We start from the raw sequence: 23,922 nt of genomic DNA, 5'->3' as shown, positions 1-23,922 counted from the left end.
ATCCGGTCACTGCCTTCAGCGGTGCCTTTGTCGCGCTACCTTCCAGTACGATGGCATCAAATCTCCACGTCCACCCGGTTCGAGGCTATTTCGGACTCGCCCATCCCGTCCGTCCGGCCTCTACCCCGGAGTGGCGGAAGGCTCCCGCTCGGATAAAGGCCAATCGGGTCTCCGTGACGTAATACATGCTCAAAAGCCGCACCTGTGGGACGACATGTACGACCAGGAACGCGCTGTCTTTCGCCGGTTCAAGACCGAGTTGGAACGCAACGTAGTACTGCGCTCCGAGGTCGAATCCGTAATCGAGGTCTTGCTGTCCGAGTACAACACGACCATACACGAAAACAGGTTCGTTGTCGGCGGAGTCCTTGAACGCATCATTGGTGCCGCCATGCGGGCCGCCGGGATAGATGCCACGAATGTCGGCAAGGTCCACCCGCGCATCGACATCTCAGTACCCGGCACGGAAGGCTTCTCCGTCAAGGGCGAGTTCACGGGTACAGGCCAGATTCGGCTCATAAACGTCCTGGGCGGAGGCGTCGGCGGGGGCTGGCGGGAGGCCACCATCTTCGTCCTGACCGGCATCGGGATTGGTTACGCGGACCCGGAACTTCTGCCACACGCGACGGTGTCGAGCGGCGACGCTGTGCTGTTGAAGCGGCGAAACCTTACGGAATTCCTGGCTAGGCAACCGGAGTACCTCTTGCGCTGCAAAATCGCCCAGAAGTCGACAAACCTTGATCGCACAAGAATGGCCAGCGAAGCCGTGGCCCACGAACTCTTGGAAAGGTTCCCCACTCTGAGGAAGTTCAAATAGCCTTCAGGTGAACAGGAGGAGCATTTCCTCTTCGCGGCGGGCTCTCGGCCGCCTCCTCGGACCGTGGCCCTTCCCATGCCTGCCCGGCCCCGCTAGAGGCGAATCTATGGGAACGGAATCGAACACGGCAATCAGTTGCTTCTGCCGGACCGCGAGCGGCTCGTCCAACCGGCGCTGGGCGTAATACACGTACTTCTTCACCGTGTCGTAACCCACGAAGTGCCGCCCCAGGTGTTTGGCGACCTTCAGCGTCTGCCCGCTTCCCGCGAACGGATCTAGCACGAGGTCGCCGGGATACGAGTACAACTGGATAAGCCGGTACGGGATTTCCTCGGGAAACGGGCAGGGGTGGTGGAGGTGGCCCGGTGGAACCGGCGCGATATGCCAGACCGTGTTGGCCACGTCCATCGTGAACACGCGGTTGATGGGGATGCGGGCCCTGTCCAGGCTCGACCGGGACCGGCCTGTGTAGATCGCCTTGCCGGGCCTACGGAAGACAAGGATGTACTCCGTCATGATGTTCGGGTAGAAGTAGCCGGGGTAGGGCTTCTGGATGGTGACGCCCGCACGCTTCACCCCGCCGGTGACCTTGTGCCAGACAATGTCCTGGTGAAACTCCCATCCGGACCTGGACAGCCGGGCGGCGAGGTCGAACGGGACGGGGTAGTGGCGGCCGTTCAGCAGGACCGTGCCGATGACCACGGCGCAGTAGCCTCCAGGTCGGGTCTTGGCGAGGACACCCCCGAAGATGCGCTCGACCCAGTCCAGGTACTCGTCGTATTCCTTGTACCCGAAGGCGTATTTCCGCGTCCGGTACCAGCGGTTCGGGTCCCTCTCATGGATGTCGTAGTCTATCGCGTTCCAGTATGGCGGCGAGGTCACCGTGAGGGTGACGGAGTTGTCTTCCAGCGCGGAGAGGTCCTCACACGAGGCGTGGTGGATGATGTCAACCTCTGCCATCGGGTTCCTCCTCCAGGAGACTGAAAGGCTCCTGCTTTGCTTCTCCTCCGGGCATGCCAGTCCTCTCACCTAGATTATCGGCCGCTTGTCCGCCTCCGTCCCGGGGCGGGAAGGGGCTTTCGAGCAGGCTCGCTCTTCCGAACTGCGCGCTCACCTCCCGAGACCCCATGCTACCCACGCCAGCGCAGAGGCCTTCACTCCAGCCACAGCCGTTCAATCGCCCCAGCCTTCCGGTGCGCCCGCTGCAGGTCGGCTCCTACCAGGCTGCTGTAGCGCAGCGTGGTATTCAGGCTCTCGTGCCCCAGTAACCGGCGCACTTCGTCCAACCCCGCGCCCGCCCGAAGCCAGGCCGTCGCCGCGAAGTGTCGGAGCGCGTGAGGGTGCAGCCGTCGGTGCGGTGGCAGGCCGGCCTTGGCCGAGAGCCGGTGGAGGATCTGCACTAGGTGGCGGTACTTGAGCGGTTTCCCATGCCGGTCTGTGAACAGGAACGCCTCGGGTGACGGCTACGGATGCCGGGCCAGCCACGCCTTCAGGGCCCGCGTCGTGGTCGGCCCGATGAAGGCCACGCGGTCTTTGCAGCCTTTGCCGGCGCGCACGAACAGGCCGCGGTCGGAGGCCCGCCAGTCCTCGACCAGCAGGTGCAGCAGTTCGCCGGCGCGCAGGCCAGCGTCGGCGAGGGTCAGGACCATGGTACGGTTGCGGATCCCTTCGAGGGTGTCGGGGCACGCCGCAAGCACGGCGCGCAGTTCGTCCTCGGAGGGCACGTCGGGGAGCGTCTTCGGCGTGCGCATGGTGAATCCGCGCCGAGGGCTCTCGGCGAGCACGCCGGCGTCAACGCACCACCGGAAGAACGTCTTGAGCGTCCGGTACGCCTGGTGCTGGCTGCTCAGGGACAGAGAGGCGGCCTGGAGGGTGACGAGGAACTGGCGCATACTGAGCGCCGTCACCTCGACCCCGACCAGCAGCCGGCGCAGCCACCAGGTGTAGACCTGGAGCGTGGCCTCAGTACATCAGGCCACGCGCTTCGTGAGCAGGAACGCCTCGACAGCATCAGTGAGGGGGTGAGTCCCCGCTTTTTCGGCTGGTCTCGCGAGGGGCTCAACGGCTGAAACCCGCGTCCTGACTGGCTTGGTGGAGACGAGGGGATTCGAACCCCCGACCCCCTGCGTGCAAAGCAGGTGCTCTCCCGCTGAGCTACGTCCCCGTGACCGGTCCGTTTCAGTCGATCTTCTGCAGTTCCTCCGGCTCGGTGCGCGCGCGGGCTTCCGCCACGACCTCGTCGATGTCGGTGCCGGCTTCCAGCGCCTTTCGCCAGAGGTCCAGTGCGTCGCCGGTCAGCGCCACCTCAGCGACGACCTCACCCCTGTTGACGAAACGAAGGACGCTGCGCTCTTCGTCCCAGATCCACTCGTCGGCGCGTAACCTGTGCACGACCGGCCCCTAGCGGTGCTTGATCGACGTGACCTTCGGCTGCAGGAAGTATAGCAGGTAGTCCGGTCCACCCACCTTCGCGTCCGTCCCGCTCATGTTGAACCCTCCGAACGGGTGCACGCCGACCAGCGCGCCGGTGCACTTGCGGTTGATGTACAGGTTGCCGCAGGCGAACTCCGCGCGCGCCTTGGCGATCTTGTCCGGGTTGCGCGTGAAGACCGCGCCGGTCAGCCCGTACTCGGTGCCGTTGGCGATATCCAGCGCGTCGGCGAAGTCGCGCGCCTTGATCACTGCGACGACCGGACCGAAGATCTCTTCCTGGGCGATGCGTGCCTGGCGCGGGACGTCGGCGAACACCGTCGGCTGGATGTAGTATCCACCGCTGTCGCCCGGCTCGCCCCCGGCCAGCAGGCGTCCTTCGCCCTTGCCGATCCGGATGTAGTCGAGGATCGTACGCATCGCGCGCTCGTTGATGACCGGACCGACCGGATAGTTGTCCTTCGCCGGACCGACTTCCAAGGCGCGCACGCGCGCGGTGAAGGCTTCCAGCGCGTCCTCGTACACCTTCTCGGTGACCACGAGCCGCGAGCCGGCCGAGCACTTCTGGCCTTGGAACCCGTACCCGGAAGCGACCGCGGCGGCGACGGCCTCGTCCAGGTCTGCCTCCTCGTCGACGATGACCGCGTTCTTGCCGCCCATCTCCGCGATCACACGCTTCAGCCAGATCTGCCCCGGTTGGACCTTCGCGGCTTGCTCGTAGATGCGGCAGCCGACATCGCGGGAGCCGGTGAACGCCACCATCCGGACGCGGGGGTGGTTCACGAGCCCGTCGCCGACGACCGATCCGGATCCGGTGACGACGTTCAGCACGCCCGGCGGCAGACCGGCCTGCTCCATGACCTCCACGAACGGGTAGATCGTCGCGGGCGAGTCGCTGCTGGGCTTCATCACCACGGTGTTGCCGGCGGCGATCGCGCCCAGCGCCATGCCCATCGGGATCGCCAGGGGGAAGTTCCACGGCGGGATGACCGCGACGACTCCGATCGGCTCGTATGAGTAGTACGAGACTTCCTGTGGGTGCCACGTCGTCGGTCGGCCTTCCGCGTACCGGAGAATCTCGCGCGCGAAGTATTCGAGGTGGTCGATGGCTTCGGCGACGTCCCCATCGGCTTCGGCCCAGTTCTTGCCGACCTCGAAAATCATCCACGCCTGGGCTTCGAACTTGCGACGGCGCAACCGATCGGCAGCGCGCAAGAACAGGGCGGCCTTTTCCTCGGGCGGGACGCGCTTCCACTCCGGGAACACACGCCAGGCGGCCTCGACCGCGCGCTCAACGTGCTCGCTTTGCCCCTTCTGTGCGATTGCCACGACCTGGTCCGACCGAGAGGGGTTGAAGGATTCGAACTTCTCGGCCGCGTACAGCCTCTCTCCGCCGATCACCAGCGGCAGCTCTAGACCCAGCTGCGCTTCGACCGCCGTCAGCGCGTCGCGCATCGCCTGCCGGGGGCCATCGTCGTCGAAGTTCGAGAACGACTCGTTGCGAAACTCTGGAAGCGCCATCGAGGACCTCCCGACAAGAGTGGACAGCCGGCGCCCGACCCGCAAAGGGTCGGCCGCCGACCACCATGCTCATCATAGTGGATGCGTCCCAGGGATGGCACGAACGCCATCAGCGGCCCGGTCCACCTCGGTACCAGGAACCGAGGCTCGGGTTAGCGCCCGTGGGGTTTCCGGCGAGCGTCAGCGGCGACGCATGCGCCCCGTCCACTGCTGCATGAGGCAGCGTATGGCGCGCTCGCGCTGGTCGGCGGGTAGGACCGCCCGAAGTTCCCAGAGGAAGTCGATCCGCGCACGCTGGGCCGCGTTGCGGGCCTCGGCCAGGCGGGCGGCCTGGGCGTCCAGCTGCGCGCGCGTTGTGCCTTCGGCGATGAGCAAGCGGCGCAGGGCCCGGGATTCGTCAGCGACCCGGAAGCGCGCGTTCCGCAAGGGCACGCGGTGCCGATCGAAGATCGCCTCGGCCTGGCGGCGTTGCGCCTCGGTGAGGCAGGGCTGGCGCCGGGCACGCGACTGCTGGGCGAACGCCTCCGGTGGGTTGACCATGAGCCACGGCCCCGCTGCCACGACGATGGCGAGCCCAAGGGCGACAAGGGAAACGGACCTTCTCACGCCTCACCTCCGTGCATCTGCCGCGGCTGTAGCGCGACTTGTGTGGGTGCTGTGAACTCCGACCGATGAGACCGTTGGAGCGGCGGCGAAGTTTAGTCCAAGCCGCGAAGGTTCGATCGTCGGCCAAGGCTACCCGAAGGGAACGGGCCGGTGTCAGGACACCTATGCCAGAGTTTGCCCTTGACCGGCTCGATCATGGGCTTGCCGGCCGGCGGGATCCGACCCTCGCGAAGGCCACGCCCGGGCCCGCAAGGGCCTCCGCCCGGCGGGGTCAAAGGCGTCCGAAGGCCGGGCGTGGCCGGGTTCCTGCTCGCTGGGAACCGTGGAAGGGCGGCCATCCGTACGTCGGGGGTATCGGACCGGGTAGGCCCGGGGAGGGCATCCTCGTCCGCCAGGACCTTCCGCGCCTCCCCTGACCCTCCCGTCGAGTCGAACGTATAGCATGAGGACGGGGCGCGTGCTTGGGGAGCGTGGGCACCGAGCCGCGGCACCCGGCTCGATGTCCGTTGGCATCTTGGGAGGTGAGCCAGAGTGGATGCCTACGACCTCGTGATCCTCGGATCGGGCTCGACGGCGTTCGCCGCAGCGATTCGGGCGGCAGAGCTCGGGTTCACCGTGGCGATGACGGAGAGCCGAACACTCGGGGGGACGTGCGTCAACCGCGGGTGCCTGCCCAGCAAGAACCTCATCGAGGCCGCGCGCATCGTGTGGGATGCGCGCCGCCCGCGCTATCCGGGCCTGCGTTGTCAGGGCATGGACGTGGACTTCGCCGCGCTCGTGGCGCAGAAGGACGAGGTCATCGATGCCTACCGGGAGAAGAAGTACGCGGCGATCGTGAACGACTCCGAACGGATCTCCGTGTATCCCGGTCGGGCGCGCTTCGGTCCCGACGGCGTGGTCGAGGTGGACGGGCGGCGGCTGGTCGGAAAGCACGTGCTGATCGCGACCGGTTCGCGCCCCTTCTTGCCTCCGATCGAGGGCCTCGATCGCGTCCCGTACCTGACGTCCGACCTGCTGGAGTCGGCCGGAGGAAGCGGGTTGGCGCAAATCCCGCGGTCGCTCGTGGTGGTGGGCGGCGGATACATCGCCCTGGAGCTGGGCCAGATGTTTTGCCGTTTCGGTAGCGCGGTCACGATCCTGGAAAGGAGCCCGCGCGTGCTGCCGTCGCACGAGCCCGAGGTGTCGGGGGCGATTACGCGGGCGCTCGTCGACGAGGGCGTAAACGTGGTCACCGGCATCGCCGTCCGGGCGGTCCGCCCCGAGGGAGATGGCGTCGCGGTGACGGGTGAACGGCAGGGACGCGAAGTCACCTTTCGGGCAGATCATCTGCTCGTCGCCGCGGGTCGGAAGCCGAATACGGACGGCCTCGGCCTCGAGCACGTCGGGGTACGTACCGACGAGGCTGGCTTCGTGGTCGTCGACGCATTCCTGCGAACGACCGCGCCGAAAGTATGGGCAGCGGGCGACGTCATCGGACGCCAGTGGGATGCACACCAGGCCACGCCGGTCGGCGCACATGACGGCGTCATCGCTGCGACCAACGCGCTGGGCACCGAATCGCGAAGGGTGGACCACAGCGTGGTCCCGCGGACGATCTTCACGGATCCTCAGGTTGCCACCGTCGGGTTGACGGACGCGGAGGCCAAGCGGCATGGCTACCGCTGCTCGTGCCGTGCCGTTCCCATGGCGCTGGTCCCGCGGGCGGCCGCGGTACGCGATCCGCGCGGTGTCGTCAAGATGGTCGTGGAAGCGGGCAGCACCCGGGTCCTGGGTGTGTCGATGGTCGGCGTCGACGCAGGCGAGGTGATCCACGAAGCGGCGATGGCGCTTCGATTCGGAGCCACCGTGCACGACTTCATCGATTTGGTCCATGTTTACCCGACGATGGCGGAGGCGCTGAAGATCGTTGCGCTCTCGTTCTACAAGGACGTCGAGCGCCTGTCGTGCTGTGCCGAGTGATCCGGATTAGGCCAGCGGGGAGGGAATTCGAGCGCCGGCCCGAACCCTGACCGATCATCGGCGCACCGGAAGTCTGTCTGCACTCGTGACACCGGACAGAGCGGTTCGTTCGGCGACCCCGGACGCTACACGCTTTCGCGTGGGCGTGACGGCCGCGATCGGCCTCGGCTACTTCGGCGTGCAGGCCGTGCGAGGCCTGTACGACGCCTACCTGCCGCTGCTGTACGGTCGGTTCCTCACCAGCAACACCCTGATCGGGCTCGTGATGATCCTCGACAACATCGCCTCGGTCACGGTGCAGCCGTACTCCGGCGCGCTCAGCGACCGCATCGACACCCGGATCGGGCGGCGTCTGCCCTTTTTGCTCGTCGGCGCGCCGCTCACCGCCGTGCTGTTCGCATGGATCCCACGCGTGGACGGTCTGGTCCCGCTGCTGGCGGTCACGCTCCTGATGAACGTCGCGATGTTCTCCTTCACGAGTCCGAGCATGGCCCTGATGCCGGACGTGACGCCGAGGCGCTTCCGCGGCCGCGCAAACGGTATCCTCAGCCTGATGGCCGGCTTGGGCACACTGACCGCCCTCTTCGCTCTGTCTCCCCTCTATGGGAGGTCGCCGACTCTCCCGTTCGACGCCGCGGGCGTCGTGCTCGTGGCCGCATTGTTGGTGATCTTCCTCGTGGTGCGCGAGCGGAGGATGTCGTTGCTGTACGCGGAAGACGCCCGTGGGGGATCTCTCGGCGAGGGGACTGCGGGCCCGCCCGCACCCATCGGGGAGGGCGTCGTTGCAGGGCAGATCGGGCCCACCCTGCGCGTGGTGCTGCGTGGCCCGAACCGCAGCGTGTACTACCTGCTGCTGGCATGCACGGCGTGGGTCGCGGCGATCAACGGCGTGCAGAACATGTTCACGCGTTACGGCGTACACCACCTCGGTCTGGACGCCCCTTCGGCGACGATGATGCTCGGCGTCTTCGTATTGCCGTTCATCGCGGCCGCCGTGCCTGCCGGGTACCTGGGGGATCGGACCGGACGACTGCGCGCCGTACGCTGGGGACTGGGAGGCGTGCTGGCAGCGTTTGCGCTGCTCGTGGCGTTCCCTTACCCGCTCGTGCACTACCTGGCGTTCGCAGCGGGCGGCGTCGCGTACGCTTTGGTGATCACCAACTCCTACCCCGTGCTCGTGAACCTCACTCCGCCCGAGCAGGCCGGCACCTACACAGGGCTTTGGAACCTGGCGATCGCGGTGGCAGGGTTGGTGTCGGCGCCGCTGTACGGTGCGGTTGTGGATCTGCTGGGTTTCCGTGCATTCTTCCTGCCCGGCGCCGCGTTCATGCTGGCGGCCCTGCGGTGGAGCCTGCGGGTCTCCGCAGAGGGGGTGTCAGCGACCCCATAGACCGCGGTTGTGCCGGCGGGCTTCTTGCTGGCATGCGAGCAGCAGGTCTGCGTACTTGACGTTGGGCGGGATGGTCAGGACCTGTGCGTAGCCGTCGCGCACGATCTGCAGGTTGAACAGCCTCCCATCCGACAGCCAGACGTGCGCCAGCAGCCGGCCAAAGCGATCCCACCGCTGAACGTCGAACTCCAAGCCGACGTCTTTGGCGTCCAGGTGCATGCGGGTGTACCTGGAGCTCAGCCGACCCAAGGCCTGGATCGCTTCTTTGGACCGTCCGCTGTCGCGCGCATCACGGTCGAGTTTCTCGCTCTGGAAGACCTCGGGCGTGTCGATCCCCAGCAATCTCAACGGCCAGCTGCCACCCCCATACAGCGCGACCCGCACCGTGTCGCCGTCCACGATCCGCATCACCCGGGCCGCGACCAGCCCGTCCGGCTGTGGCGGCATCGTGCAGGCCGTGCGAACCGGGGCGGGACCCAGCGACAGCACCAACAGCCCGAGGGTGCTCAGGCGGAGCCAGCGCCGGGCCGACAGTCGGTTCATGCTGGCTAATTCTAGCCACGGCCGGGACGTCATCCTCCCGGGGGGGTGCGGGGCCGCCGGAGGATCGGATCGCGGCGGCGGCCAAGTGAACCTATCATCCTTGTCGAGACAGCCGCCGGGGCCTTCACAACCCAATTCAACGGGGGAGTGGTCTTTCGAAACGGATAGCAAGGCATACCCGCGAGCGGGGAGGGTGGCATGACGCAGCGTTACACGCTCGACAACCGCGTGAAAAAGCGCCTGAGGGAAGGAGAGGTGGTCATCGGCTACTGGCTTACTTTGCCTGCCCCATCCGTGGCGGAGATCCTCGCAGGGCTCCCGGTGGACTGGCTCTTGGTAGATCTCGAGCACGGCCCGGTCGGCTGGGAAACCCTGGAGGACATGCTGCGCGCCATGGCCGGCACACCGGTCGTCCCCATGGTGCGCGTCCCAGCCGGAGATCCCGCGGTGCTGAAGCGGGCGCTGGACCGCGGGCCGCTCGGCGTCGTCGTACCCCTCGTCGACAGTGCAGAAGAGGCGCAGCGCGTCGTGGCTGCGTGCAAATACCCGCCCGAGGGGATCCGTGGCGTGGCGGGGAGCCGCGCGAGCCGGTACGGCGCCACCCTCCCGGAGTACTTCGCCGCGTGGAATCGCGAAGTCCTGGTCGTCTGTCAGGTCGAGACGGTGCGGGCTGTCGAACAGGTGGAGGAAATCGCCGCAGTCCCGGGCGTAGACGTCCTGTTCGTGGGTCCCAACGACCTCTCAGCAAACCTCAACCGATGGCGGGACCTCGAGTTCCAGGGCTTCCGGGATGCGGTGGACCGCGTCCTTGAGGCCGCCCGGAGGCATGGGAAGGCCGCCGGCGTGATGTGCACCGGGCCCGAAGACGCGCTGCGGCGGATCGCCCAGGGATTCCGGTTCGTGGCCTTGAGTTCGGACGCGCGCCTGCTTGCCGGCGCGGCAACCGCAGCTTTGGAGGCTGTGCGTCGGGTCCCGGCGGATCCCAGGGACTGAAACCCGTGGCAGACGGAGCCAGGGGCAGGCGGGCGGTTTGCAGCGATCCTCCTTTGCGGGCCCAGCGGTCTACGAGAGCGGGGCCCGGCGGCTGACGCCCGGTATCCGACACCAGGATCTTCGATGAACGTCGTGGAGCTGATCCCTAACTCAACTGCGAACTGCGGAGGGGTATGGTGCCGACACGAGTCATGGAGCCCGACCCAGACCATCCGATGTTCCGCCGAGTCACGGTGACGGTGCACCCGAGGCTGCCGGAGACCACACAGCCAGTGCCCGACGAACAGGATGGGGAGCAGCCGCAGGACGCACCGCCGCTGGCCGAGGATTCCTAGGTTCACTCGTCCAAGTGTGCAGGGCGTGCCGCATGTTCGTGCGTGCCGACGAAACAGTAGGCTAGCCCCCGTACGCCTCCTGGATGCAAAGTGCCGGAATCACCGCGGTCGGGTCCTCTGTCGTGAACTTCCCTACTTTCGAACAGCGGGCATCTCCGGCCACAGACCGTCCGGATGTCTGGTCACGCGCTGTCTCGAGGGTGCCTGGGCGTCCCTTCCAGATGGTGGAGTCGAGGGCTGGTGGACTTCATTTGGGCCATTCCAGCGGCACCTCTCGAAGACCCCCGTTGTCCCGTGCCCCCACCGGAGATCCACACCGTGCTCTCAGGGGTGTCGGGTCGGTCTCCAGGGCCCGTGTCGGGTGCAAAGCAGTGAGGTCTCGGATGCGAAGGGCAACGCAGAGAGGTTTCGAAGTGGGCTACTCGAGATAGGGGGTCTTCAGGACGAGAGCAACTCCGCCCCGGTCGCAGTGACGACCACATTGTCCTCGATGCGTACGCCGCCGAACTCCGGAGCGTACACCCCCGGTTCGACACTCGTCACCATTCCCTCAGTCAGCGGGTCGTCGGCGCCCGGTGCGAGCAACGGCACAGCCTCATGATAACGAAACCCCAGGCCATGCCCGGTGATGTGAAGAAAAGAGCTTCCCAGTCCTCGCGCATCCAGAACGCCGCGCGCGGCTCGGTCGACAACGTGTCCTGTGACCCCCGGACGAATTGCGGAGAGAGCGGCCTGCTGCGCCGCCCGCACCGCCTCCAGGAGCTCTAGCTGGCGCGCTGAAGGCGGCCCGACGGTGGCCATCCGCGTCAGGTCGGAGTAGTAGCCGTCGGCAACCGTGGAGAGTTCGAGCATAACGAAGTCTCCGCGGGCCAGCCGCCGCTCAGTAGGGGGGGCAAAGCCCCAGCCGACCCGGAACAGACGCTCCGCCCCCGAGAAGACGAGGGCTTGTCCTCGAGCATATAGCGTCCCCTTGTATCCCACGCCCCGGGTGAGGATGGTATGCTCCACCTCGGCCGCTATGGCAGCCTCACTGCGCCCATCATCTACGGCCTTGTAGAAGGCGCGAATTCCAAATGCTGCGATCTCGCTGGCGACGCGCAACCGCTGCAGTTCTGCTGCGGTCTTTCGCGCCCGCAAGCGCCGCAGCAGCGCCGAAGCATCGACCGGCTTGATACCCAAACTGGAAAGGAGGCGCTCCGTCGGCAGTGCAGGATACCAGGGCTCCAGCACCTTCTGCGTCGGGGTCAGATCCTCGTCCGGGTCCTGCTCTACACCGACGGTTAAACCGCTCAGTCCCCGGGCAGCGATGACATCGCGTAGCCCGCGAGCCAAGCTCTCCTCGGGTGAAGGATCGCCCAGCTTCCACACGGGAAAGGTTCGGACGTCGTTGATGAACGTCCGTGCCAACGCGTCGCGTTCCATCTCCGGGGCCAGAAGCACGGGCTCGCTGTCGGCGGGCAGCAGCAGGGCCGACCGGCCAATCACTGGCCAATATCCCGCCAGCATCACTAAGTTCTCCGGCTGCTGGCAGATGAGTGCTCCCAAGCCCTCCGCGGCCAGTGCCGCTTGCGCTGTGGAGAGGCGCGCCCGCAAAGCAGTGTTCCCTACCATGTTTCCAGCTGCGCCGTCAATCCGGCGTCCACAAAGAGCGAAGTTCCCGTGACGAAGGCAGACTCGTCGCTTACTAGGTAGAGAACGGCGTATCCGATGTCCTCGGGTGTCCCCAGGCGCCCCAGGAGCTGGCGCTGCGTGACGGCGCGCTTCATGCCCTCGAAGTCGCCTGACTCCCGGAAGATTCGCTCGATCAGCGGTGTGTAGATCCAACCGGGGCAAACGGTATTCACCCGGATGCCCTCACGCGCATAGTCGATCGCCATGACACGGGTCAGGGCGACCAAACCTCCCTTGCTGGCAGCGTACGGAGCGGTGCCACCCACGTTCTGATAGGCGTGCACAGAGGCGATGTTCACAATGGCCCCTCGTCCGGCGTTGCGCAGATGGGGCAGGGCGTACTTGGCGCAGAGGAAAGGACCTGTGAGGTTGACCCGTAAGCAGCGTTCCCACGCTTCCAGTGTGGTCTCGTGCACCGGAGTGTAGATGCCGATCGCTGCGTTGTTCACTAGGATGGCCAACGAGCCGAAGTGTTCCACCGTAGCCTTCACCATAGCGGCCACCTGCTCTTCATCGGCGACGTCGGCACGCAAAAAGATTGCCTGCGCTCCGTCGCGCATTAAGGCGGCGACCGTGCGCTCCCCTTCCTCTTGGTCAATATCGACTATCGCCACCTTGGCCCCTTCACGCGTGAGCACTGTGGCAATCCCTTTTCCGATGCCCATCGCCCCACCCGTGACAATCGCGACCCGATCTTTGACCCTCATCGCGGCCTCCTACCGCCACATCTCCTCTCCGGTGACGAGCGTCTGGATGTCCTCTGCGGATACCCAGGCCGTATCGCCGTAAAATGTGTGCTTCAGTGCCGCCAGCGCGGCTCCGACGGTCAGGCCCTGCTCCACCCCATCGGTGAGGAATCCATGGATGAAGCCGGCGGCGAAGGCGTCTCCCGCACCGATTCGGTCCAGCGGATCCACAAGATAACCTTCACGCTCATAGGTCCGGCTGGCGTCCGCAGCCGCAAAGCGACCTCCGCTGGTCACCACCGTGACGTCTGCCTGGAAGCGGTCTCGTAGAGCCTGGGCCGTCTCCGCCACGTCGCTGGCAATCTCAAACACGCGGCGGGCATCGTCCGCCGTGCAAATCAGGATCCCGACCTGACGCACCAAAGGCGCGAGGATCGCTGCGGCGTCGGCTGGGGTCCACAGCCGGGTCCGGTAGTTCACGTCGAACGAGACGATGGCCCCTCCGGCTCTGGCCTCCTGCAGGGCCCGCATCACCAACTCGAGACAGGAAGGACTCAGCCCGGGCGTAATGCCGGTGAGGTGCACGACACGCGCGCTGCGGACGTACGTCCAGTCCACCTCTTCAGGATCGATGGTCGTCATCGCCGACCCGGTGCGATCGTAGATCACGCGTCCCGAACGCGGCGGGCGACCGAGCTCCACAAAGTAAGTGCCAACCCTCTCCCCTCGTGTCCAGAGAACCCGGGAGACGTCGACGCCGTGGGAGCGGACTTCGTTGTGGATCCGTCGACCGAGTGGGTTGTCCACGAGCCGCGAGATCCACCCTGTGCTGGTGTTTAGCCGGCTCAGAGCGATCGCCACGTTGGATTCGGCGCCGGCCACATGGACCATCAAATAAGGAGCGGATTCCAAGGCCACACCAGGGGGTGCAGAGAGTCGCAACATCGTCTCGCCCAAGGTAACCACATCAGGCACGGCCCTGTCCTCTCGGTTCGGCTTCCTGGGCGGGTATGGCGGGGCTCACCCACTCACAAGCCCAGGGCTTGAGCGTACTGTCGATCCACGCACCCCGATACTACGGGATTGCGCAGGACGCCGATCCCCTCTACTTCCACCTCGATAACATCCCCGGGAGCGAAGGGCCCGGCGGGCGGCGAAGCCGACGTCACTAGATCGCCCGGCTCCAGGGTCATGAAGGTCGAGACAAATCTGATCAACTCGGGAAACTGCCGGCGCATTCGCTTCGTGCTGGACTCGGCCTCCACCCGGCCGTTGCGACGTCGGACCATACGGGCGCCGTGGACAGGGAACTCCTCGGCCGTCGTAATCCACGGCCCCATTGGGGCAAACGTGTCACAGTTCTTGGCCCACTGCTGGTACTCACGGCTCAGCAGTTCAATGTCGTGCAGGACCAGATCATTGAAGATGGTGTAGCCGAAGATCGCCTCTTCCGCTTGGGCGGCGGTTGCCCCCTTCGTCCGACGGCCGATAACCGCGCCGACTTCGAACTCGTGAAACACCGTGCCGTAACCCTCTGGGATCTCTACTGGATCGTCTGGTCCCACCACTGCTGACGGTGCTTTGAGAAAGAGCTGTGGCACAGGCAGGTACTCCAGTCCCAAAAGCTGGCGGTAGTCCTCAAAGTTCAGCCCGATGCACACAATCTTGGATGGGTTGGGTAGGGGGGCACGGAGACGCACCGCGGAGCGGGGATACACCGCGTTCTTGGGGATCCCGCGGCGGACGGCCAGCGCCAGTTGTTCCGCGGTCCCACCACCTGCGAGGAATGTGCGGACATCTGTGGTTGGGGCGTAGCCGGCAGCCGCCAAGAGTCGGGGGGCGTCAATGATTCGTTCGTCTTCGACCAATCCCCAACTGGGGCCTTCAGATGCCAGAAACGAACCGATCCGCATGCGTGCCTCTCGCCGTCAGGACTGTGGCGCGGCCATAACCTAGCGCGTCGGAGATGGAACGTGCGCATCTGCGGATTAGGGTGATGTACTCCTTGAAGCGGGGTGAGTCCACATCCACCCCCACCGCGGCGATGCTCACCGCTGCCACCACGTGGCCGGTGTGGTCAAAGACCGGAGCAGCAGCACAACGTACGAGTTCCTCGTGCTCACCGCAGTCCACCGCGTAGCCGCGCTTGCGGACGACCGCCAGGTGGTTGCGTAGAGCGTCTGCCGAGGTCAGCGTGCGTGTAGTATAGGCCCGCAGCCCGCGCCGCTGGATGACTTGATCGAGAGCGCTGGCCGGTAGCGAGGCCAAGAGGACTTTGCCCAAGCCGGTACAGTGTGCAGGGGCGCGCCGACCGACCTGGGAGTACATGCGCACCGGCCGAGTGGTTTCGATCTTATCCACATAGACCACTTCGCCCTCATCGAGAATGGCCAAGTGAACCGTCTCCCCGCAAGCACGGTGGGTGGCTTCCAAGCACGGACGAGCCACCTGCCGCAGTTCCATGTTGGCGACGACCAGGTTCCCCAGTTCCAAGAGCGGCAACCCCAGGCGGTACCGACCCGTGGTGGTGTTCTGCACGAGAAAGCCCCCCCGCTCCAGCGTTGCCAGCAGTCGGTGCACCGTGCTCTTGTGAAGACCTAGTGCGCGCGCCAGTTCTGTGACCCCTAGTTCCGGGGAACCGGGTGAAAACGCCCGGAGGATGGCGATTGCTCGCTCCACCGCCCGGACGCCGTAGGGATTGGACCGAGAGCGGTTGCTCGTCTTGTACATCGGAACCTCGTCTCCGATTTCCTCGGATCCGGTATTCGCCGTCCTCATGGTATCTCCTCCCTTTTAGTCCCGTAGAATGGGACACCAGCAGGATCTGGCCTACTGGGATGCGAACCCCCTATCTGGTAGATATCAGAAACACTATTTCGTATAACAGGACACCATGGGAGGGAGGAGCGTCCATGGGCACCGAACTGGAGGGCTTCAGGTTGACGCGCCGGGAGGCTATCCGGGCGGCGGTCGCCGCTGGCGGGCTGGTTCTTACTTCGTCTGTGGTGGCGGCCTGCCGCCTCCCCACTCCACAGGCACCCGCACCGCAACAAACCGACGCCCGTATCGCGGGTGCCACGCCCGAGGAGCGAGCTCTCAACGGGATCAAGGCCCTCAAGGACGCGGGGAGGCTCAAGGAGGGGGAGACGTTCGCCGTTATGCATCATTCTGGGCAGCGCAACAATATCGTCCCCGCGCTGCAGGAGTGGAATCGCCTCACGGGACTGAACTTCGTCAGCGTTGAGGTCGGGGCGGAGCCGGACATTTACACGAAGGCCATGCACGAAGCGGTTGTGCGCACCGGGAACTTCGATATCTTCCTCACCTTCGTCAACTGGATTGCCGATATGGCAGAGGCCGGACTGATAGTGGATTTGACAGACTTCTACGCCCGCTATGACCCGGAGGTTGACCATGGTCCGAGCGCCTACGTTCCTCCACTCGACCGGTTCACTACCACGTACAAGGGCCGGCGCTTCGCGGTAGGTGCGGACAACGATGCGTTCTGCGCCTTCTACCGCAAGGACCTGATGGACAATCCCGAGGAGCAGAAGCGCTTCCAGGACAGGTATGGGCGGCCGTTGGAGGTCCCCAAGACCTGGAAGGAGTTCGACGAGTGGGTTGCCTTCTTCGACCGTCCCGAGCAAGGCGTCCGTGGGGCCCACATGTATGCGGAGCGCTACTTTGCCTACACGGCATGGGCGTCGCGGTTTGTCTCTAAGGGTGGCGCCTACTTCAACGACAACATGGACCCCACGATTGCCACTGAGGAAGGCGTGACCGCCCTGGAGGAACAAGTACGCCTGGTGCGCAACCACATGCTGCCGGAGGCGGTGACGGGCGACTGGACGGTCGCCTACTCAAGGTTCCCTCAGGGCGCAGTGTTCTTTGCGTGGGCTTGGCCGTCATTGGGGAAGTTCGCGGAGGATCCGGCTCACTCCAGGATCGCCGGCAAGGTGGGTACCATGGCCGTGCCAGGTACCATGCACGACGGTGAGCTCATCCGGGCTGTTCCGCACGTGGTTGGCTGGAGCTTCAGCATCTCTCGCTACGGGAAGAACCCGGAGGCGGCGTACTGCTTTGTCCAGTGGTTTACCGGTCCTGAGACGGGACTTGATGCCATCGCGCGTGTGGGCACCCTGGACCCGTTCCGCAAGCCATGGTTCGAGGCGGAACAAATGAGGAAGGCCTATGGTGCCGAGCTCCTGCCGGTCCTGCTGGAAAGTGCGCAGAGTGCTTTTCCTGACCTCTCGCTCCGTGGAGCCAACGAATATCTCGACAAGCTAAATCTCAATCTGCAACAGGCCTTCGCTGGCAAAAAGACTCCTGAGCAGGCGCTGAAGGATACTGAGGCTGAATGGCAGAAGACGACGGACCGCCTGGGACGACTGGGTCAGATTGAAGCCTGGCGGAGCGAACGACAAGGGTATCCCGCGCCGATTCGAGAGTTGTGGAAGAAGCTGGGGAGGTTCCCGTCCTAGCACGATGTTCACAACGGCAGTTCATCGAGGAGCAACTCCGTCCTCGGCAGGGTGAGGCGAAGTGCTGGCTGGTCGTGGCCATTCGGTGGTGTAGGCGCGGCTCATTGTCCGCCCTGCTTGCCGGGTTGGCTTACGCTTTCGCGGCTGTCGGATTGTGGATGCGGACCAGGTTGGAGGCAGCCATGGCAATTCGAAGGCTGCGCTCAGCCGCATCCGTCGGGGGGAGCATCTCCAGTATGCCCCACGAAGGAGGAACATGAAGACATTCGCTGCCACAGCGAATGAGGAGCGGGTGTTCAGGCTCGCGCTCGTCGCTCCCTTGCAACTCCTCTTGTGGTTTCTCCTCATCATTCCCACCTTAATCGTGCTGTACCTCAGCGTGGTCAACTGGCAGCCGATCATGGGTGTGGACTGGTGGGAGGCTCCTTTTATCGGACTCGGCAACTACGCGCGGATCGTCCAGGACCGGCGTTTCTTGGAGGCCTTGCTGCGGACGGGAGCCATTGTTGCGACCGCCGTGTCGCTCGAGTTTCTCCTGGGGCTGGGACTGGCCTTACTCTTCCGACGTGACTTCTTCGGGAAGCGATTGTTTACGTCCATCATCCTCTACCCGATGATGCTTCCTTGGGTGGTGGTCGGGCTGGTCTTTTACTTACTGTTCTTGGAGCGCGGGCCCGTAAACTATGTCATCGGCCGCGTATTCGGGCCCGGCGTGTCTATTGACTGGTACGCCTCCCCTGTGTCGGCGCTGGGTGTAATCGTCCTTGCAGACGTGTGGCAGTGGACACCGTTCATGTTTTTGATTCTCTACTCCGGTCTGGGGGCGCTGCCCAAGGAGCCCCAGGAAGCAGCGATGACATTGGGCGCCAGCTCCTGGCAGATCTTTCGGCTGGTCATCCTTCCCCTGCTACGCCCTGTTATTCTCATTGCCATCATCATCAGGGCCTTGGAGGCGTTCAAGATCTTCGACTTGGTGTTCATCATCACACGGGGCGGCCCGGGTACGGCTACGGAAAGCGTGTCGCTGTATATTTACCTCCTCAGCGCCGTGTACGGTCAGTTGTCTTACGCAGCCGCCATGGCTGTTGTCATCTTGATGATTGTGGTGCTTCTCACGCGTTTGGCTACTCAGCCGCTGCAGTGGCAGCAGATCCGCTCATGAGGCTGCTTTTCAACCTCGCACGCTGGCTGGCTGCAGCGCTGGTGGCGCTGCTGGTGCTGCTTCCTGTGGCCTGGACGCTGTCCATTTCCTTCAAACTGCCCCGCGAGTGGGTCGCATATCCGCCGCGGTTGATTCCGGAAGCGCCCACGCTGGCAAACTACCAGGTTCTCTTCCAGGTAGGTAACCCGATCGGTCCCGTTGCAGAGATGACTCGGACAGCGGAACCGGTGACGCGGGCGTTCGTGAATAGCCTTATTGTGGCTCCGTTGGCGACGGTGCTTTCGGTGACCATTGGATTTTTCGCTGCCTATGGTGTTTCTCGTTACGGCGTGGGCGGACCGCTGCTACCACTGACCGTGTTGACCACGCGCATGTTTCCGCCAGTGGCCTTCGCGGTCCCACTGCTTGTCTACTTCAGGATGCTGGGCCTGATCGACACCCGCATAGGTCTGATTTTGATGTACACGGGCTTCACCACAGCCTTTTCCTTGTGGATGCTCAAAGGGTTCATCGACAGTGTGCCTCGCCACATCGAGGAAGCGGCTCTTCTGGATGGGACGAGCCGCTGGCGTGTGGTGTTTACCATCACCCTGCCGCTGGTAAAGGGAGGCATCGCCGCCGTTGCGCTCTTTGTCTTTATCCTCAACTGGACAGAGTTTCTTCTGGCGTTGGTCTTCAGCAGCCGGCATGCCATCACGTTGCCCGTGCAGGTCAGTCACTACGCCGGAGCCGTTGGGCGCTTCTACGGGCCGCAGGCCGCCCTGGGGATCGTCGCTTCCCTTCCGGTGGTCATCGCAGGGTATGTCATTCAGCGCCACCTTGTCCGCGGTTTCACGTTCGGTTTGGTCAGGTAATGGCCACGATAACACTCGATGGGGTGCGCAAGCAGTTTGGGCAGACCGTGGCCGTGGACGGCGTTTCTTTGGAGATTCCCCATGGTAGGCTTGTGTGCCTTCTGGGTCCATCTGGGTGCGGGAAAACAACCATCTTGCGCATGATTGCAGGTTTGGAGGCGCCGACGGCAGGAGAAGTGCGCTTCGACGGTGTGCGGATGAACGAAGTACCCCCGGCTGCTCGGGGCGTGGGCATGGTATTCCAGAACTACGCCCTTTTCACGCACCTTTCCGTCTACGACAACCTAGCCTTCGGCCTGCGTGTCCGCAGACAGCCGGCAGCAGTAGTTGACCACGAGGTGCGCCGCATCGCGGCCCTTCTGGAACTGAGCGACCTACTTAGCGCGGCCGTCGCTCGTTTGGATCTCAGCACCATGCAGCGTGTCGCTGTTGGGCGCACCCTGGTGACTCGGCCCAAGGTACTGTTGCTGGATGAACCGCTCAACAACATCCGGCCTGGCCTGCGGGAGACGATGCGCACGGAGCTACGGCGACTACAGATGGAGTTACAGCAGACGGCTGTGTACGTTACTCATGATCAGGAAGAAGCCCTATCCCTGGGGGACCAGGTCATTGTCATGCAGCGAGCCAGAGTGGAGCAGGTGGGAACGCCAGAGGAAGTCTACCGTCGACCACGCAATCGCTTTGTTGCCAGCTTCGTCGGTTCTCCGACGATGAACTTCTTGCCCTGCCGCTTCACCATACGGGAGGGGCGGCCGACGCTGGTGGCAGGGGGCTTGGTGATTCCGGCGGATCGCTGGGTCCAGGTTGTCCGTGGCCCAGGCGCCTATTTACTGGGCATACGCCCCGAGGACTTGGTTCTGGGGCGGGGAGAGGGTGTGGGACGGGTGGATCTGATCCGCCCCATCGGCGGCGAGCAAGTGGTGGAGATGACGTTTGGGGAGCACCGTCTGCTGGCTGTGACGCAACGTGACTACAGGGTGGCCGAAGGCCAGGCTGTAAATGTGGAGTTTCCACCTGACGCCCTCTACCTGTTTGATGTTGAGTCGGGAGAAGCCCTCTATGGCTGAGATCTCCCTGCGCCATGTCGCCAAACGCTACGGAGACGTGAATGCGATTGTGGGGCTGAGTTTAGATGTCACTTCGGGGGAATTCTTTTGCCTTCTCGGCCCACCCGGTATGGGGAAGACCACCGTGCTGCGACTGATTGCCGGGTTGGATCGTCCCGATCAGGGAGAGATTTTCCTGGATGGCGAACCGGTGAGCGGGGTTCGGCCGGGACAGCGGGACGTGGCCATGGTCTTTGAAGATCTGGCGCTCTACCCGCACATGTCCGGCTTCGACAACATCGCACATCCTCTACGGATGCGGCGCGTGGCTTCGGCGGAAATCCGTCGCCGGGTGTATGATGTCGCCGACCTCCTGAACATTCGCCACCTTCTCATGAGGTTGCCACACACGTACAGTGGTGGGGAGCAGCAACGCGTCGCTATCGCCCGCGCTATCGTCCGCGAGCCCAAAGTCCTCCTGCTGGATCAACCCCTCAGCAACCTGGACGCCAAGGTGCGCGAGATGATGATCGCCGAGTTACGCCGACTGCAGCGGCGGACACAACAGACGACCATCTATGCCACTCACGATTACGAGGAAGCCCTCGCTTTGGGCGATCGGATTCTGGTGCTTCACGACGGTCAGGTAGATCAAATCGGCGCGCCTGATGAGATCTACCTTCGCCCGGCCACCACGTTCGTAGCCACCATCACTGGGACTCCGCCGATGAACCTGATTCCCTGTCGTATCCGCGATCGGCGGGCAATCGCTGGGGAACTGGCCGTCGCTGTCACGGATGCCGCTGGAGAGGCAACCCTCGGCATTCGACCTGAACACGCTCGTATGGGAGCTGGCCTGCCGGCGACGGTAGGTCTGATCCAGCCAGTAGGGCGGAGGAAGATCGTGGAGGTCACCGTGGGTGGCATTCGTCTGAAGGCCCTAGGTGACGCTGCGTTTCAGGCGGAGCGAGGGGCGCCGGTAGGGATTACCCTCGATCCGGACAGGGTGTGCTTTTATGACCAAGCCGGCCGACTCACGCCCGCGCGAGCAGTGGGTCCGTTCATGCTCGTTGGCGCAGAGGACTAGCCGTGTAAAGATGATTGACTGGCACGGACGTATGCTCTACTCGGTGAGGATCTTCCACCGCGGCCAGCCGAGTTCGGATGCCCCGTAGAGGCGACGGGTTTCGTGATAGGTTTACCCGAGGGGTCCAGGATACGTTACGGGGAACCGCGTGGAGCGGGCGACGGGATTTGAACCCGCGACCCTCGGCTTGGGAAGCCGATGCTCTACCCCTGAGCTACACCCGCCCGCACCCTACGATTCTAGCAGGAGCCCGGAAACCCCTTCAAACTCATGCCCGTACCTGGTACCTCTACCTGGAACGCGTTCCTGGTACCGGTTCCAGATACCTGGGTGTGGATACTGTGGGTAGTGGGGACAACCGCACGGTCGTCGGGCAGCGGGCGGGAACCTGGGACGGTGAACGGGATTCTCGGGTGGCGAACCGGAATAGTTAACTCGATGGCGGAGATCGTCCTGCTGCACTACACCGCGCCTCCGGTCGTCGGCGGCGTGGAATCGGTCGTCGGAACGCACGCGCGGTTGCTGCGAAGCGCCGGCTACGACGTCCGGATCGTCGCGGGGCGCGGGGGCGGCCGCCGCCTGCCGGCAGCGATCCTGCCCCTGATCTACTCTCGCCATGCGGAAATCCAGAGGGCACACACCTCGCTGCACCAAGGTGATCCCTCCCTGTTCGAGCGGCTGCGGGATCGGCTCGCCGACCTGCTCACGCCGCACCTCGAGAACCGGATCTGCCTCGCCCACAACGTCTTCACGCTGGCCAAGAACCTCCCCCTCACGGCCGCACTGCACGAGCTTCTGAGCGGGGGGTTGCGCGTGCGCATGGTGGCGTGGACGCACGATCTGGCGTGGGCAAACCCGCAGGACGCGGGCCGGATGCGCGACGCCTATCCTTGGAACCTGCTGAAGACTGCACGCGCCGACGTGACCTACGTCGCGATCACAGAAGCGGTCCGGGATCTCCTCGTCCGCCACCTCGGGATTCCCGCCCAGGGGGTGGCGGTCGTGTACACGGGTACGTCGGTCGAAACACTCCACGGGCTGCAACCGCAGACACTTCGAATTCTCGAGATGCTGCCCTTACGAGAACGGTTCCCGGTTCTGCTGATGCCGATCCGGATCACGCGGCGGAAGAACCTCGAGATGGCAATCCACATCGCGGTGGCGCTGCGGGCGAGAGGAGCCGACCCTCTTATCGTCGTCACGGGGCCGCTCGGCGTACACAATCCCACCAACAGGAAGTACCTCGCAGACCTGCAGGCCCTTCGCCGAGGGCTGGGCGCCGACGACGACGTCTGTTTCCTCGCCGAGCATGGGATCCGGTGCGGTCCGCGGGTGATCGGAGACCTGTATCTGCTCTGTGACGCGGTATTGATCACGAGTACGCTGGAAGGGTTCGGAATGCCGGTGGCGGAGGCCGGGATGCTGCGGACCCCCGTGTTCTGCACGCGCATACCGGCCGCGGTCGAGGTCGGGGGCGAGTTCTTGACGTACTTCGATCCCGGCGACGAGCCGCGCACGGTCGCGGAGAAGATCCTGACGTGTCTGCTCGGGAGCGATGCGAGCCGGCTGCGGCGGCGCGTCGCGGAACGCTTCACCTGGGACGCCATCCTGAACCGGCAGTTGCTCCCTCTGCTGGAGCGGCTGGCGCGGGCGCCGGTGAGAGGATGAGTGGCGATCCGCCTTACAATGGCACTGTGAACGCCGCCGGGTCTGTGCGGGTGTGCGTGCTCGCCACCGGCAGTGCCGCCAACTCCGTCCTGCTGGAAGCCGGCCGGACGCGGTTGCTCGTGGACGCGGGACTGTCCGCGGAGGCTACGGTGCGCCGGTTGCAGTCGGCGAGGGTAGAGGCGGGCTCGCTGGGGGCGATCTTGCTGACGCACGAGCACGACGACCACGCCCGGAGCGCCGGTGCGGTGGCACGGTTGAGTGGGGCACCGGTGCTGGCAAACGAGAAGACGCTGCGGGCGTGCGCTTTCCTCTCCGGGGCGTCCCACGACCGAATCGACAACGCCCGTGCGTTCCGTATCGGGGAGTGGACGGTGGAGGCGGTGCCGGTGGCGCACGACGCTGCCGATCCGGTGGGGTTTGTCTTGTCCGCCTACGGCGTGCGCGTGGCGATTGCGACGGATCTGGGTACGGTGGAAGACGTGTTCGTCGAGCGTGCGGCGGGCGCGGACGTGGTCTTGCTGGAGGCCAACTACGATCTGCGGTTGATGGGGGTGAGTCCCTACCCGTGGTTTGTCCGAAACCGCATCTTGAGCCGACAGGGGCACCTCAGCAACGACGCCGCCGCCCGGGCGGCGGTGCGGTTGCACACCGGGTCGCCGCAGCGGGTGGT

The 23,922-nt window shown here is 64.7% G+C and carries 22 protein-coding genes, 2 tRNA genes and 1 pseudogene; 12 read left to right on the top strand and 13 right to left on the bottom strand.

Features of this window, described 5'->3' with window-relative positions; all coding sequences use genetic code 11:
- Positions 1-214: 214 nt before the first annotated feature.
- Positions 215-817, top strand: coding sequence for a hypothetical protein (locus QN163_10395; protein ID MDR5684411.1), 603 nt, complete (start codon positions 215-217; stop codon positions 815-817).
- Between the two features lie 3 nt (positions 818-820).
- On the opposite strand, the gene QN163_10390 is transcribed toward QN163_10395, so the two are convergent.
- The 6 genes and pseudogenes from QN163_10390 to QN163_10365 all read right to left on the bottom strand — a co-directional run bounded on the left by QN163_10390 (position 821) and on the right by QN163_10365 (position 5,374).
- Positions 821-1,777, bottom strand: coding sequence for a site-specific DNA-methyltransferase (locus tag QN163_10390; protein MDR5684410.1), 957 nt, complete (start codon positions 1,775-1,777; stop codon positions 821-823).
- Positions 1,778-1,971: 194 nt separating this feature from the next.
- Positions 1,972-2,568 (bottom strand): annotated as a pseudogene (locus QN163_10385) (tyrosine-type recombinase/integrase).
- Between the two features lie 338 nt (positions 2,569-2,906).
- Positions 2,907-2,981: transfer RNA gene (locus tag QN163_10380), tRNA-Ala, on the bottom strand.
- A gap of 14 nt (positions 2,982-2,995) precedes the next feature.
- Positions 2,996-3,208, bottom strand: a complete 213-nt coding sequence (locus QN163_10375) for a hypothetical protein (protein MDR5684409.1) — start codon at positions 3,206-3,208, stop codon at positions 2,996-2,998.
- A gap of 9 nt (positions 3,209-3,217) precedes the next feature.
- Positions 3,218-4,768 carry an L-glutamate gamma-semialdehyde dehydrogenase gene (pruA, locus tag QN163_10370; GenBank protein MDR5684408.1) on the bottom strand — a complete coding sequence of 517 codons (1,551 nt, stop codon included), beginning with the start codon at positions 4,766-4,768 and terminating at the stop codon, positions 3,218-3,220.
- A 180-nt stretch (positions 4,769-4,948) separates the two neighbouring features.
- Positions 4,949-5,374 (bottom strand): periplasmic heavy metal sensor, encoded by a 426-nt coding sequence (locus QN163_10365; protein ID MDR5684407.1) that lies wholly within the window; start codon positions 5,372-5,374, stop codon positions 4,949-4,951.
- Between the two features lie 531 nt (positions 5,375-5,905).
- Between QN163_10365 and merA the strand changes: the two genes are divergently transcribed.
- Together merA and QN163_10355 are read left to right on the top strand one after the other, a co-directional pair.
- The gene (merA, locus tag QN163_10360) at positions 5,906-7,333 is read left to right on the top strand and encodes a mercury(II) reductase (GenBank protein ID MDR5684406.1); all 1,428 of its coding nucleotides are present in this window, start codon (positions 5,906-5,908) and stop codon (positions 7,331-7,333) included.
- Between the two features lie 139 nt (positions 7,334-7,472).
- The gene (locus QN163_10355) at positions 7,473-8,723 is read left to right on the top strand and encodes an MFS transporter (GenBank protein ID MDR5684405.1); all 1,251 of its coding nucleotides are present in this window, start codon (positions 7,473-7,475) and stop codon (positions 8,721-8,723) included.
- Here QN163_10355 and QN163_10350 read toward each other — a convergent pair.
- Positions 8,709-9,266 (bottom strand): thermonuclease family protein, encoded by a 558-nt coding sequence (locus tag QN163_10350; protein MDR5684404.1) that lies wholly within the window; start codon positions 9,264-9,266, stop codon positions 8,709-8,711. The two genes, QN163_10355 and QN163_10350, sit on opposite strands and share 15 nt — an antisense overlap.
- Positions 9,267-9,464: 198 nt before the next feature.
- On the opposite strand from QN163_10350, the gene QN163_10345 reads away from it, so the two are divergent.
- Together QN163_10345 and QN163_10340 are read left to right on the top strand one after the other, a co-directional pair.
- On the top strand, positions 9,465-10,259 hold the full coding sequence (locus tag QN163_10345; protein MDR5684403.1) for an aldolase/citrate lyase family protein: 795 nt from the start codon (positions 9,465-9,467) through the stop codon (positions 10,257-10,259).
- A 176-nt stretch (positions 10,260-10,435) separates the two neighbouring features.
- A complete protein-coding gene (locus tag QN163_10340) occupies positions 10,436-10,594 on the top strand; it encodes a hypothetical protein (protein ID MDR5684402.1) in 159 nt (52 codons plus the stop codon).
- A 438-nt stretch (positions 10,595-11,032) separates the two neighbouring features.
- Here QN163_10340 and QN163_10335 read toward each other — a convergent pair whose 3' ends face one another.
- The 5 genes from QN163_10335 to QN163_10315 form a co-directional block, all read right to left on the bottom strand.
- The gene (locus QN163_10335; protein MDR5684401.1) at positions 11,033-12,205 is read right to left on the bottom strand and encodes a Xaa-Pro peptidase family protein; all 1,173 of its coding nucleotides are present in this window, start codon (positions 12,203-12,205) and stop codon (positions 11,033-11,035) included.
- The gene (locus QN163_10330; GenBank protein MDR5684400.1) at positions 12,199-12,972 is read right to left on the bottom strand and encodes a glucose 1-dehydrogenase; all 774 of its coding nucleotides are present in this window, start codon (positions 12,970-12,972) and stop codon (positions 12,199-12,201) included. Before QN163_10330 ends, QN163_10335 begins: the two co-directional genes overlap by 7 nt.
- A 9-nt stretch (positions 12,973-12,981) precedes the next feature.
- Positions 12,982-13,917: a sugar kinase gene (locus QN163_10325; protein MDR5684399.1), complete on the bottom strand. Its 936-nt coding sequence runs from the start codon at positions 13,915-13,917 to the stop codon at positions 12,982-12,984.
- Between the two features lie 62 nt (positions 13,918-13,979).
- Complete coding sequence (locus QN163_10320) at positions 13,980-14,669, bottom strand: fumarylacetoacetate hydrolase family protein (protein MDR5684398.1); 690 nt, start codon at positions 14,667-14,669, stop codon at positions 13,980-13,982.
- A gap of 166 nt (positions 14,670-14,835) precedes the next feature.
- Positions 14,836-15,729, bottom strand: a complete 894-nt coding sequence (locus QN163_10315) for an IclR family transcriptional regulator (GenBank protein ID MDR5684397.1) — start codon at positions 15,727-15,729, stop codon at positions 14,836-14,838.
- A gap of 134 nt (positions 15,730-15,863) precedes the next feature.
- Here QN163_10315 and QN163_10310 point away from each other — a divergent pair, with 134 nt between their 5' ends.
- The 5 genes from QN163_10310 to QN163_10290 all read left to right on the top strand — a co-directional run bounded on the left by QN163_10310 (position 15,864) and on the right by QN163_10290 (position 21,584).
- A complete protein-coding gene (locus QN163_10310) occupies positions 15,864-17,432 on the top strand; it encodes an extracellular solute-binding protein (GenBank protein MDR5684396.1) in 1,569 nt (522 codons plus the stop codon).
- 256 nt (positions 17,433-17,688) lie between these two features.
- Positions 17,689-18,594, top strand: coding sequence for a sugar ABC transporter permease (locus QN163_10305; GenBank protein MDR5684395.1), 906 nt, complete (start codon positions 17,689-17,691; stop codon positions 18,592-18,594).
- The gene (locus QN163_10300) at positions 18,591-19,448 is read left to right on the top strand and encodes a carbohydrate ABC transporter permease (protein MDR5684394.1); all 858 of its coding nucleotides are present in this window, start codon (positions 18,591-18,593) and stop codon (positions 19,446-19,448) included. The genes QN163_10305 and QN163_10300 overlap by 4 nt, the downstream gene beginning before the upstream one ends.
- A 23-nt stretch (positions 19,449-19,471) precedes the next feature.
- Entirely contained in the window at positions 19,472-20,518 is a 1,047-nt protein-coding gene (locus QN163_10295) for an ABC transporter ATP-binding protein (GenBank protein ID MDR5684393.1), read from the top strand.
- Entirely contained in the window at positions 20,511-21,584 is a 1,074-nt protein-coding gene (locus QN163_10290) for an ABC transporter ATP-binding protein (protein MDR5684392.1), read from the top strand. The genes QN163_10295 and QN163_10290 overlap by 8 nt, the downstream gene beginning before the upstream one ends.
- Positions 21,585-21,733: 149 nt before the next feature.
- On the opposite strand, the gene QN163_10285 is transcribed toward QN163_10290, so the two are convergent.
- Positions 21,734-21,808, bottom strand: a tRNA-Gly gene (locus QN163_10285).
- A 214-nt stretch (positions 21,809-22,022) separates the two neighbouring features.
- On the opposite strand from QN163_10285, the gene QN163_10280 reads away from it, so the two are divergent.
- Together QN163_10280 and QN163_10275 are read left to right on the top strand one after the other, a co-directional pair.
- Positions 22,023-23,252, top strand: coding sequence for a glycosyltransferase (locus tag QN163_10280; protein MDR5684391.1), 1,230 nt, complete (start codon positions 22,023-22,025; stop codon positions 23,250-23,252).
- On the top strand, positions 23,249-23,922 hold a 674-nt coding region (locus QN163_10275), incomplete at its 3' end, for an MBL fold metallo-hydrolase (GenBank protein ID MDR5684390.1). The genes QN163_10280 and QN163_10275, both read left to right, overlap by 4 nt.

This window comes from Armatimonadota bacterium, assembly GCA_031432545.1.
Lineage (GTDB): Bacteria > Sysuimicrobiota > Sysuimicrobiia > Sysuimicrobiales > Sysuimicrobiaceae > Caldifonticola > Caldifonticola tengchongensis.
This window is presented reverse-complemented; position numbering and strand designations above follow the sequence as displayed.

What these genes read in the sequence shown, in the direction of transcription:
- QN163_10395 (MDR5684411.1), top strand. Translation starts at nt 215, where the DNA reads ATGTACGACCAGGAACGCGCTGTCTTTCGCCGGTTCAAGACCGAGTTG.
- QN163_10390 (MDR5684410.1), bottom strand. Translation starts at nt 1,777, where the DNA reads ATGGCAGAGGTTGACATCATCCACCACGCCTCGTGTGAGGACCTCTCC.
- pruA (MDR5684408.1), bottom strand. Translation starts at nt 4,768, where the DNA reads ATGGCGCTTCCAGAGTTTCGCAACGAGTCGTTCTCGAACTTCGACGAC.
- QN163_10350 (MDR5684404.1), bottom strand. Translation starts at nt 9,266, where the DNA reads ATGAACCGACTGTCGGCCCGGCGCTGGCTCCGCCTGAGCACCCTCGGG.
- QN163_10345 (MDR5684403.1), top strand. Translation starts at nt 9,465, where the DNA reads ATGACGCAGCGTTACACGCTCGACAACCGCGTGAAAAAGCGCCTGAGG.
- QN163_10335 (MDR5684401.1), bottom strand. Translation starts at nt 12,205, where the DNA reads ATGGTAGGGAACACTGCTTTGCGGGCGCGCCTCTCCACAGCGCAAGCG.
- QN163_10330 (MDR5684400.1), bottom strand. Translation starts at nt 12,972, where the DNA reads ATGAGGGTCAAAGATCGGGTCGCGATTGTCACGGGTGGGGCGATGGGC.
- QN163_10315 (MDR5684397.1), bottom strand. Translation starts at nt 15,729, where the DNA reads ATGAGGACGGCGAATACCGGATCCGAGGAAATCGGAGACGAGGTTCCG.
- QN163_10310 (MDR5684396.1), top strand. Translation starts at nt 15,864, where the DNA reads ATGGGCACCGAACTGGAGGGCTTCAGGTTGACGCGCCGGGAGGCTATC.
- QN163_10305 (MDR5684395.1), top strand. Translation starts at nt 17,689, where the DNA reads ATGAAGACATTCGCTGCCACAGCGAATGAGGAGCGGGTGTTCAGGCTC.
- QN163_10300 (MDR5684394.1), top strand. Translation starts at nt 18,591, where the DNA reads ATGAGGCTGCTTTTCAACCTCGCACGCTGGCTGGCTGCAGCGCTGGTG.
- QN163_10290 (MDR5684392.1), top strand. Translation starts at nt 20,511, where the DNA reads ATGGCTGAGATCTCCCTGCGCCATGTCGCCAAACGCTACGGAGACGTG.
- QN163_10280 (MDR5684391.1), top strand. Translation starts at nt 22,023, where the DNA reads ATGGCGGAGATCGTCCTGCTGCACTACACCGCGCCTCCGGTCGTCGGC.